Raw genomic sequence first — 17,897 nt, forward strand, 5'->3', positions numbered from 1 at the left:
TGTGCGTCAGCTCATCCAGAGCGTAATCATCAGCACAAAGATTATAAGCGTTACCGAGGTCACCGCAAGCACCACTATCGCAAAGTGCGCATCGTCAAGTGACTGGCGAATTGGCTCATCGTGATCGTCGGGCGGCAAGGGCAAAGACATAACTATCCTGTAAAAAATAGGGGGGCGCCGGACGTGATGCGGCAGGTGACAGTGTAAATGAAAGGCGGATTATCGTCCGGTTCTTTCGTCCGGAAAATAAACCGGCTCGTGAAATCATGGAACCCGAGCCTGTCAGTCGACCTGTGAGTAAGCGAGTTTCATCCCTGCACTCTTTTCGTTATCGGTGTGAAGCCGGCGTTCGTTGGGTTGCTCCCGCTGGTGTTAAAGAGTGCGTGCCTGAAAGCCTTTATAAGCGCCGCATCAGGCTTTCACAGTAGAAGTTTATTCTGCGGTTCAGCAATAGCGGGTCATCTGATTTGTCGGCAGGTTGCTGGCAATCTTTATACTCAAAACGTCTGCCGACAGATCATGGCAACCGCGCGCACATTACTGAGCGGCCAGGGCAATTACGGTGTGGCAGCGGGAGTCCAGCCACCGCCCAGCGCGCGGTAGAGGTCGATCTGCGCCAGTAGCAGATTATTTTTAACCGTCACCCGATTGAGCTGGGTTGAAAACAGAGTTCGCTGGGCATCCAGTTCATCAAGATAAGAGGCGTAACCGTTCTGATAGCGATTGCGGGCAATGCGCAGCGCCTCCGTTACATAGGCCTCCTGCTTTTGCAGCTCCTGAAGTTGTGCCTCACGCTGCCTGATAGCGTCTATCGCATCGTTAACTTCCGAGAAGGCGTTGCGCACCACTTTTTCATAGCCATAAAGTGCCTGATTGCGTGTCGCCATGGAGACATCCACCTGCGCCGTCAGCGCTTCACGGTTCAGCAGCGGTGCGAGGATGCTGCCACCCACGCTCCACAACCGGAACGGGTCATCCGCCAGCTGATGTAGCACCGAACTCTGCAGGGTGCCGGTGGCGGTGAGGTTCAGACCTGGCAACAGCTTCGCCCGCGACGATGCCAGGCTCCCATCTGCGGCCAGTAACTGACGCTGTGCCTGCACAATGTCCGGACGGCGATTGAGCAGCTCTGAGGGCAGCAGTGACGGCATCTGCTGCGGTAAGATCTGGTCGAACTGCTGACGACGGGCGATGCTGCGCGGATTCATGCCCACCAGAATGCTTAGCGCATTCTCCTGCTGGGTGATCTGATGCTGCAGCTGCGGCATCTGCGCTCTGGCAGACTGATATTCCGAGGCGGCCTGCATCCACTCCAGTCTGGAGGTATAGCCGGTTTCAAACTGACGCTGTGCCAGCTTCAGCGAATTGTTGCGGGTCGCCAGCGTCGCCTCCGTCACCCGCAACTGCTCATCCAGCGCACAGAGGTTAAGATATCCTGACGCCACCGAACTGGCGATGGTCAGCTCGGCCGCAGATGCGGCGGCCTGCTGCGCCGCTAAGGTCGCCTGTGCGGCCGAAATGCTACTGCTGCGCGCTCCCCAGAGATCGACCTCATAGTTCGCCTGTAATAAGCCCTGAAAAACATCGGTTTCATACGGCTGGCCCGTCACTGATGAGAGCGTGCGTTCGCGGGACGCAGCAACCCCGGCGCTCAGGGTCGGAAAGTTATCGCCCTGCGTGGCGCGTAGCTGAGCACGATACTGATCAACGCGGGATCGCGCTGTGAGAATATCGGGATTATTGCGCAACGCCTGCGTCACCAGCCGGTTGAGGTATTCATCATGAAACGCGCGCCACCACTCTGCTTCCGGCGCAGCCGTTGGACCGACACTGTTGCGCCAGGCTTCGGGGATCGGCAGAGAGGCCGGTGCCTTTTCAACCTGCGTGGCGCAGCCTGTCAGTGCCAGCGTCAGCGCGCTGATCAGTAAGCCGCGTCGTATCATGGCGCGGCCTCAGCAGTGGGCTGAGCGGCGGTGTCGATGTTAACTTCGACCGACATCCCCGGACGCAACTGATGCATATCCTGATCGTGGATGCGGATGCGAACCGGAATACGCTGTGCGATTTTAACGAAGTTGCCGGTAGCGTTGTCGGGCGAAATGGCGCTGAACTCCGAACCGGCGGCCGGTGAGATAAATTCCACCTGCCCGTTAAAGCGTTTGCCATCCAGTGCATCGACCCGAATTGTCACCGGCAGGCCGGGACGAATATGGGCCAGTTGGGTCTCTTTCAGATTCGCGATAATCCATTTGTGATTCGGGACCACCGAGGTCAGGCGCGTACCTGCCGTGACATAGGCACCGGTGCGAACCGACAGCTGACCGAGCTGGCCATCATCGGGCGCAGTAATGCGGGTATTTGCCAGATCGATCTCCGCCAGCTCCAGCGCAGCGCGTGCGCTGTCGACATCGCCTTCCAGCGCATCACGGTTAACGATGACGGTTTGCAGATTCTGCTGGGCGACGGCGATCTGCGCCGCAGCCTGACGTACCTGCGCCTGCGCCTGGGCGTCTGCGGCTCGGGCGGCGTCGCGCTCACGCACTGACAGCGATCCATCTGCCGTAAGATTTTCAACGCGCTTCAGGTCAAAGCCGCTTTTCAGCGCCTGGGCTTTAGCATTCTCCAGCGCCGCTTTGTTGCTCTGGATAGTAGCTTCGGCACTGCGCCGCTGCTGCAGATTATTGTTGAGTGCCGCCTGCTTCATCGCCAGCTGCGCCTGCGCCTGATGCACCCGCTGGCGATAGATACGGTCGTCAATCGTCATCAGCAGCTGCCCTTTTTTCACCGGCTGCAGGTCAATCACTTCTACCGAAGTGAGATAGCCATTAACCTGCGGGCTGATAAAGGTGACCTGACCGCGCACATAGGCGTTTTCGGTACTTTGTATAGCGCTGGTGAAGGGCCAGAGTTGCCAGGCGTAGAGAATAACCAGTACGCCAATCACCACAATGCCGCTGCCTGCGGCAATAGAAAGAATACGGCGGCGATTCGCGCGCTCGCGTTCCGCCGCCTGAAGCTCATCCTGCTGACTCATGTTTCTCCGTTGATTCCTGTAACGCGGCCAGCTGTTGCTGCTCACGCAGGTTAAATTGCGCCTGACGCCAGTCAAGATAGCGACGTCGGGTTAAACGCCAGATCACCCACATCAGCGTAATCAACGCCAGTGCCGCGGTTAACAAATAAGTGTCGTTCCAGGCGAGCACATTGGCCTGCAGCGTGGCAACCGTCTGTAACTGGCTGGTGCTCTGCGCACTGCGCAGAACGTCGTCACCCACCAGCGAATTAAACAGCGCATTGTACTGGCTGAGTCGCTCGGTAACATTGGGATCGAGCAATGAGAGCTGATCGCCCAGCAGGCTGGAGTGATATTTTTCCCGCCAGACCTGAAACGTGCCCAGAATCGCCGAGCCGATCAGCCCGCCCAGGTTCTGACTCATGCCAAACAGCACCACAAAGCTCACCAGATTTTTCGGCTGCGTAACCACGCTGCCAATGCCCATCAGCATGGCGGGTGCCATGAAAAAAGCGCTGCTGAAACCCAGCAGAAACTGGCTGAAATACATCTCGGGGCCACGGGTCAGCGGACTGGATTGCGCATCCATCAGTGAGGCGATAATCATCACCAGCAGCGAGGTGACAATTGGCCAGTTAAGATGTGCAGGCTTGATGGTCAGCGCACTGGCAGCAATGCCCGCGATAACCCCGGCCATGATTGCCAATGCCAGACCGCGCATCTGATCGTTCTGCAGGCCGATTTGCTGCAAAAAGCCGACCGCACCGGTGTTCTGTTCCGCCAGCACAATACGGATCATGATCATCACAATGCCCAGCCGCACCATCATGCCGCTGCTGAGCCAGCGGGTATTAATCAGCGGGTTGCGCCGGTTATGCTCAATGACGATCGCCGCGACAATTAGCGTCAGGGCAATCGCGGTACAGATACCGAGCCAGGGCGTGGTAAACCACCACTCAATACGCCCCAGCGTCAATACACCGCACAACAGCGCCATGCCGGGCGCCAGCAGGATAAAGGTGACGAAGTCCATCTTCTCAAAAGTTTTAATGCGATCGCCCGGAGGCAGTTTCACCAGCAGGACCCCACCGAGCGCAATCAGCGCCAGACCGAGTTCAAACAGATAGAGACCGCGCCACTCGTTGAGCTGCAGTAGTTCCGACGAGAATAAGCGGGCCAGCGGGATAGCCAGCTGCGAGACCGTCAGGCCTATCACCAGCGCTTTCAGCCTGTGTTTCGCGGGCCAGGCCTGTACCTGGTAGTAAATACCCAGCGAGCTGAGCGCCGCAGCCACCATACCATGGGCCGTGCGCACAACGATCGCCGAGCTGAGGTCGTTGGCGAACAGATGAAAGAACGCCACCAGCACATAGAGCACCAGAAACGCTTCGGTAAAGACACGCAGGCCAAACTGCTGACGGAACTTCACCAGCAGCAGGTTGATCGAGATATTACCCATTACGTAGACCGCAGGCAGCCAGGCAATCTCATTCGACCAGGCCCCAAAGGTGCCCTGCAGATTAACCAGATTTGCCGTGACCAGCGCGTTACTTAGCGCACCAGTCAACGAGATCAGTAAGCCGATCAGACCAAACGCCAGACGTTTTGGCATCGGATGCAGCGGGGTCGAGGGCGAACCCGGCAGCATCGGTTTTTCATGCGGCAACCACTCGCGGACAGCGTAGGGATTTCGCTTTGCCACTGCTACATACTTCCCATACGGCTCAGCAGTTGTTGCAGTACACGTTCGGTGACGGCCAGATCCTGCGGATCAATATCGGCCAGCATTTCAGTACGGAGTGCATCAGCTTCGGTTTTCACTTTAGCAAACGCTTCATTGCCCTTTTCGGTCAGCACCAGGTGGCGTTTACGGCGATCTTCCGGCGGTTGTACCCGCGTCAGCAGTGACTGTTTGACCAGCCGATCCACCAGCGGCACCATGCTGGCATCTTCCAGTCCCAGCAACTGAGCCAGTTCGGTCTGGGTCATGCGTTGCGGTTCGCTGGCAATCAGCCCGATAGCCATCCAGCTGCTCATGCTTAAGCCGCTATCTTTGAGGTGACGATCCACCGCCAGCCGCCAGGCATGAGCGGTCAGATGCAGTAAATGGGTAAAGGTACGCGTGTGCTGAGACAAATGTTAGCAGCCTAATAGTAAGAGTTCTAATTGAGTGGAAGCGTTATTATACGCAAAGCGAAACACGATTGAAAAGCGTCCGGCCTGTTAAAAATTAGTGGATCGCGGCAGAATGTCCAGAGGCCGCAACCGGGAGCCAGACAACATGCAACAGGCATCAGCAAACTGGATCGATCTGCATCGCGACGCCGTCAGTGGTATCGAGGCTCTGCGCGCCCATTTTACCGGTCACGCCTATGATCCGCACTGGCACGACAGTTATCTGATTGGCGTGACCGAGCAAGGTGTACAGCAGTTTCATTCGCGACGCAAACAGCATCAGAGTCGTCCCGGAACGGTCTTTATGCTGGAGCCGGAGGAGCTGCATGATGGGGATGCCATCAATGACAGCGGTTTCACCTACCGGATGCTCTATCTTTCTCCACAGCAGATTGCCCGCCACCTCGCCCCTGATCAGGCTGATGCCCCCTCACCGCGTGAGCTGCGGTTTGCCGCCACGCTGCGCGATGACCGCCCGCTGGCGTATGCCGTCTGGCACGCATTTGATGCGCTGTGGCACAACCATCCTGCCATCATCAAAGAGGCAGCGATGGACCGGATGTTTGGTCAGCTCACCCCGCACCGGCATTGGTCACTGCCCGCACAGCCCATAGACAAAGATGCCCGGCTGGCGCTGCAGGCGCGTGACTGGCTGATTGCCCATCATGCGGATAATCCCGGGGTAGCGCAGATGGCACAGCATCTTCAGACAGATCGCTTCCGGCTGTCGCGCCTGTTTCAGACGCACTGGGGTTTGCCGCCCCACGCCTGGCTGGTGCAGTGGCGACTGAGCCAGGCACGACGCCAGCTGGCGCAGGGCCAGCCTGTCGCCGATGTAGCCGCTGCGCTGGGTTTCGCCGATCAGAGTCATCTGGGCCGCTGGTTTAAGCGCGCCTGCCAGCTCTCCCCCGCCCGTTATCAGCACGCCTGCACAAATCTTCCAGACCTGAGTTAAGCCACTTGCCACAATGCGTTTTTTCAGACAGGAGAAGCGCTATGCAGGACAAACGATGTGTAATGATACTCAATGCCGCTCTGCCGCCAGGCAAAGCAACCAACGCCGCCGCCGTAATCGCCTTAACCCTGGGACAGCGTCATCCGATGCTGGTTGGCAACGCGCTGACAGACGCAGAGATGCGTCCTTCTCCCGGTTTGATTACTACCGGCATTCCGGTCCTGGCCGCCACCGACGAACAGCTCAGTGTTTTGCGGGAACAGTGCGAACAGGCGGAGTACGATCTGGTGCTGTTTCCCGAAGCGGGTCAGAGCACCACCGATTATCAGGCGCTGGGTGACGTACTACGGCAACAACCGCGTCAGCATTGGCGTCTGTCTGGACTTGCTATCGTTGGCGATAAGAAAGCGCTGCGTAAGATGACGGCAAAACTGGCGCTTTTCAGTTAGTTTTTCAACAGGAAGCAGACTGCTGTTTCCCTTGACTCTCCCATTCCATCAGCCGGCCCCGTCGTTTGTATAGGTTATTTGTACAGATTTTGATTCGGATTAATCCTTATAAGCGACTGATAAGTGAATAATAGCACTTTTTATCAAAGGTTCTGATTGTACAAATTACCCTTCATTGTATAAGTTTACTGCCATGAGTTGTCATGCGACTCTGTAACGAATGATGCACTTGCGTCGCCTCTGAAGGTGTCAGTGGATTTCCACCTTCAGAGGTTATTTTTTATCTGTTCAGTCTTTGCAGCTGGCACCATTGCATCTGTCCATGTGATGGTTTTTTTGATCGATTTTGTCCTGACATCCGAACCGGAATCGGGCTGTTCTGAAGGGCTTACACATGCAAACTATTCTTCCCCGGACCAATCAGGAAATTGCTGATTACTTTAATCCTGCTGCCAATAAGCCAGCCAGCGAGATGGAAATGCTGGGTATCCTTGTTGCAGAAATTTTGCAGTCAGGCATGCCAGTGAGTAATAAAGCCATTATCTCAAAGCTTATTCACCGGCTGGAACTGGAAAGCGACAGGGAGATGCTGGACATCTACCGGCAGCTGCTTGACCTGGTAGTCCATAAAACCCCGGACGATTTTTCACTGTAATCGCGACTCCATGGAGGGAGTCATCCCCCTTTTTCTGGCATCTTCGCCAGTCGCCCGGTACTATCTGCCCTTACCATTATCCAAATCTTCCCGCCCCTCGTGCGGGAGCAAAACAACTAAAGAGCCTGCAAAACTTTATGACCCAAACCAATGATGTTGCCGCGACCGACGTTGTGGCGGGCGATGTCAGTGTGGGGCGCGTTCTGCGTTCGCCTGCGCTGCTGACCCGCGAATGCCTGGCCGGTGTGATTACCGCGCTGGCGCTGATCCCTGAAGTGATCTCCTTTTCCGTTATTGCTGGCGTTGACCCTAAAGTCAGCCTGGTCGCCTCGGTGGTGCTCTGCCTGACGCTGTCGATACTGGGCGGACGCCCGGCAATGGTCACGGCAGCGGCAGGTTCTGTGGCGCTGGTTATCGGGCCGATGGTCCATCTGCACGGTGTTGAATATATTTTGCCGGCAGTGGTGATGGGCGGTGTCATTCAGATTCTGTTTGGCGTCGTCGGTCTGGCGCGCATGATGCGCTATATCCCCCGCTCGGTCATGCTGGGATTTGTGAATGCGCTCGGCGTGCTGATTTTCTTTGCTCAGGTGCCGCACGTCTGGGGGCAGTCATCACTGGTGTGGATCTTCTTTGCCGTCACCCTGGCTATCGTGCTGCTGTTACCGCACCTGTTAAAGAGTATTCCTTCTCCTCTGGTCGCCATTGTTGTGGTGACTGCGGTCGCACTGTTAATGGGCTATCGCATGCCGAACGTGGGCGACGAAGGGCCAATGAGCCCCGGCCTGCCCGGTTTTAACAGTCTGCTGGTGCCGCTCAACCTGCAGACCCTGCAGATTATCTGGCCCACCGCACTGAGCATCGCCTTTGTCGGACTGATGGAATCACTGCTGACCGCCAAACTGGTCGATGATCTGACCGATACCCCCTCCAGTAAGCGACGTGAAGCCTGGGGCCTTGGGGTAGCAAATATCTTTGCCGGTTTTTATGGCGGCATTGCCGGGTGCGCGATGATAGGGCAGACGATTGTTAACGTTGAGCTGGGCCGGGCGCGTAGCCGTGTCTCCACCGTAGCCGCCGGTCTGGTGCTGCTGTTACTGGTGACCGGACTCAGCCGGATTATGGCGCAAATCCCGATGGTGGTGCTGGCTGGGATCATGATGGTGGTGGCGGTGAAAACCGTTAACTGGCATAGCCTGCAGCCCGCTACCCTAAAACGTATGCCGTGGTCAGAGACGCTGATTATGGTGCTGACGGTGGCAGTGACGGTCTGGACAGGGAATCTGGCGCTGGGCGTGCTGGCTGGGGTGCTCCTCGCGATGCTGCTCTTTGCCCGCCGTATTGCCCACGTTATCCATGCGGAACGCCAGCTGAGCGACGATGGCAGGTCAGTGCGCTATGTGGTGCGTGGTCCACTGTTCTTTGCCAGCAGCAACGATCTGTTTGAGCATTTCGATTATGCACATGACCCGAAAAAGGTGACGATCGATTTAACCCACGCACAAATCTGGGATGCATCCAGCGTTGCGGCACTGGATGGCATTGAGTATCGCTATCAGCGTTATGGTGCAGAGGTGACCATTGAGGGGCTGGATCCACGCAGTACTGATTTCCATCAGCGCCTGACCGGTAATTTCGGCTAAGAGGGTGTGTTCTGCTGCCTCTCAGGCAGCAGAATTTACTCAGCCTGTTGTCGGCGCGCCCGATAACGGCCCACCATCGTAATCAACGCCTGATAGATTAAACCGGCGTAGAGACTTGTCAGAATCGCCAGACCAGGCTCCTTGCCCTGCTGCTGCCATGACATAAACCACATGAATACGCCCCACAGTACAGAGAACACCAGCCAGCCGCGGACGAACTTCATAATGCCATTCATAACGACTCCTCTTAAATAAAGCGCTACCTTAGCGTGCTCATGCCCGTAATGCATTTCCGGCTTGCAGGAGTTGCGAGGCGTTTCAAATAATCACCCTTAATTTACGCAACGTTGTGGGCGCTCAACGCTGACTGCGCGATTTTTTGGCGATTCTCTATACTTTACGTTCCGCTTACCTGATCAGGGAATTACGATGAAACGTACGGTTTATCTGTTATCGACGCTGGCTATTCTTGCTACTCTCACCGCCTGTGCACCGCCACCGCCGGGCAGAGATGCCCCACCACCCCCACCGCCAGGCGGACAGCAGCCAGTGGGTGCACCGGGCGGTGTCGGCCCGGCAGGACAGCCGCAGGCGTAATGCTCTTTAGCCAGCCTGCCTCGCAGGCTGGCTAGTGCCGGAAGGCGCAGCCGCAGGCTGACATCTCACCCGGAATGACTTTGCCAGAATGAGAATGACGCTGCTGTAATTGCCCCTCTTCACCGCTGTTTTCTGCCTGCTGCCCCAGCCAGCGATCTAACGCCCGGCCAATGAGCTGTCTGATGTCAGGTGACCAGCTGGTCAGATGCCAGGTCGGACTGCGGGCTTCCTCACTGTCGCCGAATCCAGCCACCGCCAGATGCGTACCCTGACCAAAATCGCGTACTGCCTGTATCGCACCAAACGCCAGCAGATCGCTTTCACAGAAAAGTGCCTGAATGCGCTCAGCGGCACGGGTTTTTTTCAGATACTGCATCATCGCCTGATAAGCGCCGTCACGGTCGTCAGCGCCAGCAGTCAGTTCTGCATCCAGCGTCATGCCCGCCGCCTGTAATGTGGTGCAGTAGCTCTGCTTCTGCGCCATGTCACCGGGCTGACTCTGCAAAAAGCCAAACCGCTGATGCCCCTGCGCGAGCAGTAACGCTGCGGTTACTTCGCCCGCCCGTAGCGCATCCGCCTGCCATTCAGGTTCTGCGTCAATCTCCAGCACCGGCAGATTGCAGGCACTGATAGCCTTGTTTCCGGGCAACAGCAGCAACCCCCGCAGCGCAAGGGGTGTCGCCTGCTGGATGAGTGCGGTCAGTGCCACGTCGGTTTCGGCATTCAGCAGCACGGTGATAATCCCGCGCGCATTGAGCTGGCGCGTTACCTCATCCAGCATTTTTTGTTGGCAAGGGTTGAGCAGCCGGCTGGCGACAACGCCGATAATCGGGGGTAAAGCCGGTACCGTTAAAACAGGAATAGAAGGTGAACTCATTGGCGTTAACTTCTCTGAGACGACAAACAATCCCCCACTTTACGGTAAGCAAGGGTGTTACAACAGGTTACAGAGTTCGATGCAGGCCGCAAAAATGAGTGAAATCAGATGTAACTGGGTTTGCGGAGGCAGAGCAGCGGGGGTTAAGAAGAGGCGAGAGATGGACCGGGCAGCAGGAATTGAACCCGCATCGTCAACCCATTAAGAGTTGCAGTAATACCTTTATACCATGCCCGAAAGTTTGCCAGGAAAGCGCACTGTGTAAACAAGGTTAGTACTCCTTTCAGAACTGACAAGCGCAAGCGGCGTGTATAGTCAGCAATCGCGGCATAATCCCATAAACAAGGCACGGGCACCTGCAGACATTGATTATTCCGCTAACCTTAAATTTCAGGCAGCCTGTCCCGGCCGGGACATATGGCCAACACAACACAGAGGTCAAGACTATGCCTTCAGGACAATTCTACGTGGTTGATCAGCCCGAACTGAGCTTTACCGCCAACTATCGTCTGGATAGGGTCAATGATAAACCCTTTGCCTCGCGAATGGTTCTGGAGATCCAGAAGCAGTCACAGCCAACAGATGCATTCGATGCAATCAGCATCGGGCATGAAGTGACCTTTGTTTCATCCAGTGGAGAGGCGCAACGAATGGTGCTGGTAAGTGATACGGATGATGAACTGGTGTTCAGCTCCCGCGGCTGACGGCGGTTAATACCGCCAGTCGGATGGTTTCGTCGCCGTCATGCCAGATAACAGGCACAAAAAAACCGCCCTTGGGCGGTTACGACATTACTGCATATTACTTTGTTTTATTCGTTTTTCTGCGCCAGAAATATGGTGCCCGGGGCGGGACTTGAACCCGCACAGCCTTACAGCCGAGGGATTTTAAATCCCTTGTGTCTACCGATTTCACCACCCGGGCAGGGTGTAACTGGAGGCGCGTCCCGGAGTCGAACCGAGGTACACGGATTTGCAATCCGCTGCATAGCCACTCTGCCAACGCGCCTTAAACTGATGTGCCGTCAGGTTAACCTGACCTGCGAATCTGGAGCGGGAAACGAGACTCGAACTCGCGACCCCGACCTTGGCAAGGTCGTGCTCTACCAACTGAGCTATTCCCGCAATTTTCAGCAATTTCGTCGAACCTGCTGATTTCATTTATCTTCTGGCAGCCTGGCTGCCGTTCGATGCGTTGCATTCTACTTAGATGACGCAATGAGTCAATAAAATTATCCTTACAGCGTGTCCGTTTGCTGCTTTTTAAATCGTATCGATCACGGTTCGAGCAGATCGCCGCGCGCGGCGCTTAAATACTGGAACATAGACCAGAAAGTCAGCACGGCAGCAATGTATAACGCGACTACGCCCACCGCGACAACGGTGGCATCAGGACGCCACAACAAGGCAAACAGAGAGAACATTTGTGCGGTGGTTTTCACTTTACCAATCCAGGAAACCGACACGCTGCTGCGTTTGCCAATTTCCGCCATCCATTCACGCAGCGCAGAGATAATGATTTCGCGGGCAATCATGGTGGCTGCAGGCAGCGTGATCCACCAGGCGTGGAAATATTCCGCCACCAGTACCAGCGCAATCGCCACCATCACTTTATCCGCTACCGGATCGAGAAACGCACCAAAGCGCGTCGTCTGTTTCCAGCGGCGCGCCAGAAAACCATCAAACCAGTCGGTGATGGCAGCAAAAACGAAAATCAGTGCGGTAGCCAGCGGTGCCCAGGTGAACGGCAGATAGAAAGCCAGCACAAAGAACGGGATGAGCACGACTCGAAACAGGGTGAGACACGTCGGGATGTTTAATTGCATATGCCGGTAACTGTCTGGATATAGGTAAAATTTAGCCTATGTTCCTACATTGCCCCCCCCGTTTCAATGCTAGTGTTTCAACGAGTAGTATATTTTTTCTGCCAGCGCGTGGGAGATACCGGGTACATTGGCGATCTCCTCTACCGACGCATTCATCAGCGGTTGCAGGCCCCCCATGTACTTAAGCAGTTGCTGACGCCGTTTAGGCCCTACCCCTTCAATGCTTTCCAGTGCGCTGGTGTTCTTTACTTTGGCTCGTTTTTTACGATGACCAGAAATGGCATGATTGTGAGCGTCATCACGAATGTGCTGAATCACATGCAGTGCTGGCGCATCCGGTGGCAGCGAAACGCCCTCACCTTCCGCTTCAAAGAACAGCGTTTCCAGTCCGGCTTTACGGTCGCTGCCTTTCGCAACGCCGAGTAAAATGGGCCGGTTTTTGTCCCAGGGCACATCCAGCTCCGCGAAAACCTGCTTTGCCTGAGAGAGCTGGCCTTTACCGCCATCGATCAGAATCACATCCGGGATTTTATCTTCTTCAATCGCCTTACCATACCGGCGTCGTAACACCTGATTCATGGCAGCGTAATCATCGCCCGGCGTAATGCCGGTAATGTTATAGCGACGATAGTCAGCACGGAGCGGACCATTCTGGTCAAACACCACACAGGAGGCGATGGTCTGCTCACCCATGGTGTGGCTGATATCGAAACACTCCATGCGCGTGATCCGGTCGAGCTCAAGAAACTCTGCCAGTGCCATCAACCGCTGATGAATCGTGGAGTGCTGCGACAGACGCGTGGTTAATGCCGTCGCGGCGTTGGTGCGCGCCAGCTTAAGATAACGGGCGCGATCGCCACGCGGCTTGCTCTGGATATTCACGCGGCGTCCCGCCAGTGCACTGAGCGACTCCGCCAGCAATTCGCGCTCCGGCAAGGTAAAGTCCAGCAGAATATCACCCGGCAGCGTCCGTGCCTCGCTGCCCTGCAGATAGAACTGCCCGACAAAAGTCTGAACCACCTCGGCAAGATCGGTATCCACCGGCACTTTCGGGAAGTAGCTACGGCTGCCCAACACTTTGCCCTGACGGATAAACAGCACGTGAAGACAGGCCATTCCCGCTTCATAAGCTACACCCATCACATCCAGGTCATCCCCCTGATTGGAGACAAACTGCTTTTCGGTGATGCGGCGCACGGCCTGAATCTGATCGCGCAGTCGTGCCGCCTCTTCGAAGCGCAGGCCAATGCTCGCCTCTTCCATGCGTTTGACCAGCTGATTGAGAACCTGATCGTCTTTACCGGCTAAAAACAGGCGTACGTAATCAGTCTGCTGCGCATACTCCTCTTCACTGACCAGACCCGCGACACAGGGACCAAGACAGCGACCAATCTGATATTGCAGACAGGGCCGGGAGCGATTGCGGTAGACGCTGTTTTCACACTGGCGAATAGGAAAAACTTTTTGCAGCAGGCCCAGCGTTTCACGCACCGCATAGCCGTTGGGGAACGGGCCAAAGTATTCGCCTTTGGCATGCTTTGCGCCACGGTGCATCGCCAGCCGCGGATGGGTATCACTGCTAAGAAAAATGTAGGGATACGATTTATCATCGCGCAGCAGTACGTTGTAGCGCGGCTGATAGAGCTTGATGTAGTTATGCTCAAGCAGCAGCGCTTCGGTTTCGGTGTGGGTAACGGTGACATCGATGTGCTGGATATTGCTGACCAGCGCTTCGGTTTTGCGGCTGCCGACCTGGGTGCGGAAGTAGCTGGTGAGACGCTTCTTCAGGTCTTTGGCTTTGCCCACATAGATGACGGTGCCTGAGGCGTCATACATGCGGTAAACACCGGGTTTGCTGGTTACCGTACTCAGAAAGGCTTTGGAATCAAAAACGTCATTCACTACTGATTAACGGCTCCGCATTATAGAGGCCATGTCGAATGGCCAGATGCGTTAACTCTACGTCGCCACTGATATTCAGCTTACTGAACATTCGGTAGCGGTAGCTGTTAACGGTTTTAGGACTGAGATTTAACTGCTCGGAAATTTCCGTCACCTTTTGTCCTCGGGTGATCATCAGCATAATCTGCAATTCCCTTTCCGACAAACAGCTAAAGGGCGATTCCGCTTTTTGCGGCTCAATCTGGCTCAGCGCCATCTGCTGAGCAATGTCTGACGCGATGTAACGCTGACCAGCATTCACCGAGCGAATCGCATTAATCACTTCCTGTGGCGCAGCACCTTTACTGAGGTAGCCTGCTGCACCCGCCTGCATCACTTTAGCAGGCAGCGGATTTTCCGTGTGGATGGTCAGCATGATAATTTTGATATCGGGATTATAACGCACGATTTTGCGCGTCGCCTCCAGTCCGCCGATCCCCGGCATGTTCATGTCCATGAGGATCACATCAACCTGATTGGCACGGCACCATCTGGCGGCATCCTCACCACAGTTGACCTCTCCGACCACGGCCAGACCTTTCACATCCTCCAGGATGCGACGGATACCCGCGCGGACAAGTTCATGGTCATCAACAAGAAGCACACTGATCAACGGGGAAACTCCAGAGGCTAAAAAAGAAGAAGTAATTCACGATTTCAGGCGTCAATCATACCCGCTTTTACCTCAAAAGCACATCAACAAAGCAAAACAGTGTAAGCATTACATGATTGCTGCCAGGTCCATCCTGAAGAGATTGAGGGACGGTTATGCATTGTGTCCAGATGGCGAAATAACCGTTAAATGATAGTTTTTTCAGTGTATTAAGACCGTATCGCTTCAGGGTTCAGTGCCGTGCATCCTCGCGGTTGCTGAGCCGATGAAGCCTGTGATTACTTTCAGCGATTGATTAGTTGTACTGGACAAACCCGCCTTTCAGGGCGAAGCGGAGCGGCCGTCTCAGCAACTTACCGCCCCTGTGATATACTCACGCACTGCTGTTCGGACAGATTGCCGACACGTTGTCATTCACCAAGGAGAAACGCATGAGCGATGAAGATTTTGCAACTTCCCAGGAAGCCCGGAAATTAGCGGATGAAATCGCGGGCCTGAAGATGATGATTACCCTGATTCTCAAAGGTATGGGACAGGCTGATGCCGGAAAAGTGATTATTAACATGGAACGCTATGTGCAGACGCTGGGCGACAAGCCTCAGGCGGAAGTGTTCAGCAATACCATCAAACAGATCAAAACAGCCTACCGTCAGTAAGCTTTTTTGCCCCCGGTAGCGGGGGCAAATACGCTAACTGTGCGCCTGCCAGTTAACTGAAACGCCCAGCGTTGGCAGTACCTCTTCCGGGCTGAAACGACGTGTTCCCCGATATTTTTCTGCCAGAGTGGGCTGAACAACCGGAATACGGATCGCAAACAGATTATCTTCTGACAGAATGAGCCCCGGCGTAAGCGGCTCATACACCACGCCGTGCTCCTCAAACATCGTCTCCAGCATCGGCGTTGCCGAACTGATGATGTACTCCATGCCGTTCAGCTCTGCCAGCTGTACCGCGTGCCAGAGAATGTTCAGCGGCAGTTCAGCGTCAACTTCCAGCCGTGCCGAGAAGCGCGACATCTCCCACACTTTCTCATGGCTGAAAGGCAGCACAATGCCCTCACTCTGCTCAGGTTCGAACCAGGGCATCAGACGCGCGCAGCCACTGATGCCCTCGCGCGCATTCCATGCGATTAGCCAGGTGACATCTGAACGATCGTAGCGATCATATTCCTGCCCTGGCGTGCTCAGGCGTGGGGGTATTGACCACCCTTCGCCGCGCGCAAAAACGCTATAACGGTAGCTGCCGAGTTCGGCAAGCAAAGAGGATGGCATATCCTTTAATTGCGTTTGCACTATTTTCATCATGCGCCTCTGACATCCCCATATTTGCAATGATTTCTTTGCGCCAGCCCGGCAAAGCCCCGGCGCAGGGTAGACAACAGACCTGTACAAAGGAACTGCCAAATGTAGCAGTTGTATTATGTTCAAATCAGTCCGATTGCCGCTGCATAGCAGGCAATCTGCGTTTTATTGGAAACATTGAAACGCTTTTGCATATTTTTCTGGTGAAAGTTAACGGTATGTTCAGAGATGGATAAAATAAGTGAAATTTCGACCGCCGTTTTTCCTTCGGCTGTCCATTTCAGAATTTCCAACTCGCGCTGACTAAACGTTTTTCTTAGTACCATCATTGCATCATCGTTAAAGCGTTCCAGCGTATCCAGGCTTAGTTCCGCTAAAAGGTGTAGTTTCACCTCCAGCTCAGCATGGCGGAGCTGGACAGAAATGGGCTGTTGCGACGATATAGATAATATACCAATGACGCGATTTGGTGCCATTGCGGAGCAAGAAAATCCGCTCTGGAGCCCATACTCTCTCGCCTCCTGCCAAAGATTGCCGGCGTCAGCGAACTGTTCCTCTATCCAGGCCATCCCTCTGCCCGGTCGCTGACACAATGTGAGCACCGGATCGACAGCGTAATAATTCTGCTTCTCATAACGTTTAACCCATAATTTGGGATAGGTGCTATGTAAATGAAAACGCGGCCGGGTAAATGGCACCGGATGCTGAATCAAAAAGGCAAAATAATCGAAGCCTAGTGATTCAGTAAACTGTTGCAATAACGTCTTCAATTCAGAAGAAGCCGTTAACGCCTGAAATTTTTCTTTCACCTCATTTCGCCAGGCGAAATAGTTTTCAGTACTCATATTGCCTCAGCGTTAATTTTCACTCGCCCTTCCGGTATTATTCATTCGGATTCATCGGATAAATTTAATTAATCTTAGAAAATTAATTTATCGTTGAGGTGAATCCTTCACCCTAAACAGCGCATAATGCCATTCAACGTTATGGCAGAGTGAAAAAATGCCCCTGCCCCTATAATGTGAGGCCAGCCACAGCAATTTCAATCACCTCAGGAGAATAAGATTTTTCTGATAGAAATTCAATCCCTGCCAATGAATCAATTTCATCTCAGATGTTGAAAAGCTGCCGGGAATATTGAATCGGTCTACGGGATGTCGAGTAAATAATGTGTAAACAATGCGTTAATTGCGTCCTAATAAGCGAAGCGGCAGCCGAAAATTGCTGGCATATTTTTTATCAGGAAATAAGCTCTGCTGTTCAGGCGATACCGCATTCCTGTGCACAGTCTCTCTACACGGAAGCGCGCGCCTCTCTGACCGGAAAAGCTAACAGGTGCGCAGACTACATCTGCCGCCTCTCAATGCTGATTCAGCTCCCTTTGCCTTAGCTATCCGACAGGCGTAGCGAAGAGTTGTTTAATTAGAATATTCTGCCCGACAGCAATCACTACCGGACAAATTGCCCCGCTCAACCCTTAAACAATTTTTGACTGAGAATAATCTGAACCGAAAGCAACGTATTAAAGAAAATCAGCTTTATTTATCTCCTGCCTGCACATAATGCGTGGTACAGATCACTATTTATGCTGACAGTATGTTATGGCAGCAGTACGCTCAACGCTGGCTCTCTTTTAGTCACGAAAATCACTATACCGATAGTCACGCAACAAAATCACTAAAAAAATCCAAGGTATAATCCCCGATCGTTATTTAATTCTGCACACTTTATCGATGCAGTTAATTTCCCTTAATTCACTTTGCAGCATCGTGAATTAATTTCATCCTGACGTTGCTCGCACTGTCCAGATGAGGCGGCGAAACTTTACGGCTGATTGCATTTATGGGCACTTT

The 17,897-nt window shown here is 54.3% G+C and carries 19 protein-coding genes and 4 tRNA genes; 7 read left to right on the top strand and 16 right to left on the bottom strand.

Going from position 1 to position 17,897, the window contains the following annotated elements; translation table 11 throughout:
* Positions 1-6 precede the first annotated feature (6 nt).
* From K6R05_RS11850 to K6R05_RS11870, 5 genes are all read right to left on the bottom strand, one after another.
* Positions 7-150 carry a hypothetical protein gene (locus tag K6R05_RS11850; protein ID WP_010246429.1) on the bottom strand — a complete coding sequence of 48 codons (144 nt, stop codon included), beginning with the start codon at positions 148-150 and terminating at the stop codon, positions 7-9.
* A gap of 407 nt (positions 151-557) precedes the next feature.
* Positions 558-1,943 (bottom strand): efflux transporter outer membrane subunit, encoded by a 1,386-nt coding sequence (locus tag K6R05_RS11855; RefSeq protein ID WP_222924203.1) that lies wholly within the window; start codon positions 1,941-1,943, stop codon positions 558-560.
* Positions 1,940-3,034, bottom strand: a complete 1,095-nt coding sequence (locus K6R05_RS11860) for an HlyD family secretion protein (RefSeq protein ID WP_161733829.1) — start codon at positions 3,032-3,034, stop codon at positions 1,940-1,942. The genes K6R05_RS11855 and K6R05_RS11860 overlap by 4 nt, the downstream gene beginning before the upstream one ends.
* Positions 3,018-4,715 (bottom strand): MFS transporter, encoded by a 1,698-nt coding sequence (locus tag K6R05_RS11865; RefSeq protein WP_222924204.1) that lies wholly within the window; start codon positions 4,713-4,715, stop codon positions 3,018-3,020. The genes K6R05_RS11860 and K6R05_RS11865 overlap by 17 nt, the downstream gene beginning before the upstream one ends.
* Positions 4,716-4,717: 2 nt before the next feature.
* Positions 4,718-5,149, bottom strand: coding sequence for a MarR family winged helix-turn-helix transcriptional regulator (locus tag K6R05_RS11870; RefSeq protein ID WP_013357394.1), 432 nt, complete (start codon positions 5,147-5,149; stop codon positions 4,718-4,720).
* Positions 5,150-5,294: 145 nt separating this feature from the next.
* Between K6R05_RS11870 and K6R05_RS11875 the strand changes: the two genes are divergently transcribed.
* From K6R05_RS11875 to K6R05_RS11890, 4 genes are all read left to right on the top strand, one after another.
* Entirely contained in the window at positions 5,295-6,143 is an 849-nt protein-coding gene (locus K6R05_RS11875) for an AraC family transcriptional regulator (protein ID WP_222924205.1), read from the top strand.
* A gap of 41 nt (positions 6,144-6,184) precedes the next feature.
* On the top strand, positions 6,185-6,592 hold the full coding sequence (locus tag K6R05_RS11880; RefSeq protein ID WP_222924206.1) for a DUF2000 domain-containing protein: 408 nt from the start codon (positions 6,185-6,187) through the stop codon (positions 6,590-6,592).
* A gap of 394 nt (positions 6,593-6,986) precedes the next feature.
* On the top strand, positions 6,987-7,247 hold the full coding sequence (locus K6R05_RS11885) for a biofilm/acid-resistance regulator YmgB/AriR (protein WP_161733837.1): 261 nt from the start codon (positions 6,987-6,989) through the stop codon (positions 7,245-7,247).
* Positions 7,248-7,384: 137 nt separating this feature from the next.
* Positions 7,385-8,890 (top strand): SulP family inorganic anion transporter, encoded by a 1,506-nt coding sequence (locus tag K6R05_RS11890; RefSeq protein ID WP_161733839.1) that lies wholly within the window; start codon positions 7,385-7,387, stop codon positions 8,888-8,890.
* 35 nt (positions 8,891-8,925) lie between these two features.
* On the opposite strand, the gene K6R05_RS11895 is transcribed toward K6R05_RS11890, so the two are convergent.
* Positions 8,926-9,126 carry a DUF6404 family protein gene (locus tag K6R05_RS11895; RefSeq protein ID WP_161733841.1) on the bottom strand — a complete coding sequence of 67 codons (201 nt, stop codon included), beginning with the start codon at positions 9,124-9,126 and terminating at the stop codon, positions 8,926-8,928.
* 193 nt (positions 9,127-9,319) lie between these two features.
* On the opposite strand from K6R05_RS11895, the gene K6R05_RS11900 reads away from it, so the two are divergent.
* Positions 9,320-9,487 carry a hypothetical protein gene (locus K6R05_RS11900; protein WP_222924207.1) on the top strand — a complete coding sequence of 56 codons (168 nt, stop codon included), beginning with the start codon at positions 9,320-9,322 and terminating at the stop codon, positions 9,485-9,487.
* Between the two features lie 31 nt (positions 9,488-9,518).
* Here the strand turns inward: K6R05_RS11900 and K6R05_RS11905 are convergent, their stop codons facing one another.
* Positions 9,519-10,364, bottom strand: coding sequence for a substrate-binding domain-containing protein (locus K6R05_RS11905; RefSeq protein WP_222924208.1), 846 nt, complete (start codon positions 10,362-10,364; stop codon positions 9,519-9,521).
* A gap of 161 nt (positions 10,365-10,525) precedes the next feature.
* Positions 10,526-10,601: transfer RNA gene (locus K6R05_RS11910), tRNA-Lys, on the bottom strand.
* A 209-nt stretch (positions 10,602-10,810) separates the two neighbouring features.
* Here K6R05_RS11910 and K6R05_RS11915 point away from each other — a divergent pair.
* Positions 10,811-11,068 (top strand): hypothetical protein, encoded by a 258-nt coding sequence (locus K6R05_RS11915; RefSeq protein ID WP_033732209.1) that lies wholly within the window; start codon positions 10,811-10,813, stop codon positions 11,066-11,068.
* 133 nt (positions 11,069-11,201) lie between these two features.
* On the opposite strand, the gene K6R05_RS11920 is transcribed toward K6R05_RS11915, so the two are convergent.
* From K6R05_RS11920 to uvrY, 6 genes are all read right to left on the bottom strand, one after another.
* Positions 11,202-11,288 (bottom strand) — tRNA-Leu (locus K6R05_RS11920).
* 10 nt (positions 11,289-11,298) lie between these two features.
* Positions 11,299-11,372: transfer RNA gene (locus K6R05_RS11925), tRNA-Cys, on the bottom strand.
* A 40-nt stretch (positions 11,373-11,412) separates the two neighbouring features.
* A tRNA-Gly gene (locus tag K6R05_RS11930) sits at positions 11,413-11,488 on the bottom strand.
* Between the two features lie 152 nt (positions 11,489-11,640).
* A complete protein-coding gene (gene pgsA / locus K6R05_RS11935) occupies positions 11,641-12,189 on the bottom strand; it encodes a CDP-diacylglycerol--glycerol-3-phosphate 3-phosphatidyltransferase (RefSeq protein ID WP_013357385.1) in 549 nt (182 codons plus the stop codon).
* A gap of 69 nt (positions 12,190-12,258) precedes the next feature.
* Entirely contained in the window at positions 12,259-14,091 is a 1,833-nt protein-coding gene (gene uvrC / locus K6R05_RS11940) for an excinuclease ABC subunit UvrC (protein ID WP_161733847.1), read from the bottom strand.
* Complete coding sequence (uvrY, locus tag K6R05_RS11945; RefSeq protein ID WP_013357383.1) at positions 14,084-14,743, bottom strand: UvrY/SirA/GacA family response regulator transcription factor; 660 nt, start codon at positions 14,741-14,743, stop codon at positions 14,084-14,086. The genes uvrC and uvrY overlap by 8 nt, the downstream gene beginning before the upstream one ends.
* 431 nt (positions 14,744-15,174) lie before the next feature.
* On the opposite strand from uvrY, the gene K6R05_RS11950 reads away from it, so the two are divergent.
* Positions 15,175-15,399, top strand: a complete 225-nt coding sequence (locus tag K6R05_RS11950; protein ID WP_003849983.1) for a DUF2594 family protein — start codon at positions 15,175-15,177, stop codon at positions 15,397-15,399.
* Positions 15,400-15,432: 33 nt separating this feature from the next.
* On the opposite strand, the gene K6R05_RS11955 is transcribed toward K6R05_RS11950, so the two are convergent.
* Both K6R05_RS11955 and K6R05_RS11960 read right to left on the bottom strand, forming a co-directional pair.
* Positions 15,433-16,044: an acyl-homoserine-lactone synthase gene (locus tag K6R05_RS11955; protein ID WP_161733856.1), complete on the bottom strand. Its 612-nt coding sequence runs from the start codon at positions 16,042-16,044 to the stop codon at positions 15,433-15,435.
* A 122-nt stretch (positions 16,045-16,166) separates the two neighbouring features.
* On the bottom strand, positions 16,167-16,889 hold the full coding sequence (locus K6R05_RS11960) for an autoinducer binding domain-containing protein (RefSeq protein WP_222924209.1): 723 nt from the start codon (positions 16,887-16,889) through the stop codon (positions 16,167-16,169).
* Positions 16,890-17,897: the final 1,008 nt, after the last annotated feature.

Origin of the sequence: Pantoea alfalfae, from assembly GCF_019880205.1 — a bacterium.
Lineage (GTDB): Bacteria > Pseudomonadota > Gammaproteobacteria > Enterobacterales > Enterobacteriaceae > Pantoea > Pantoea alfalfae.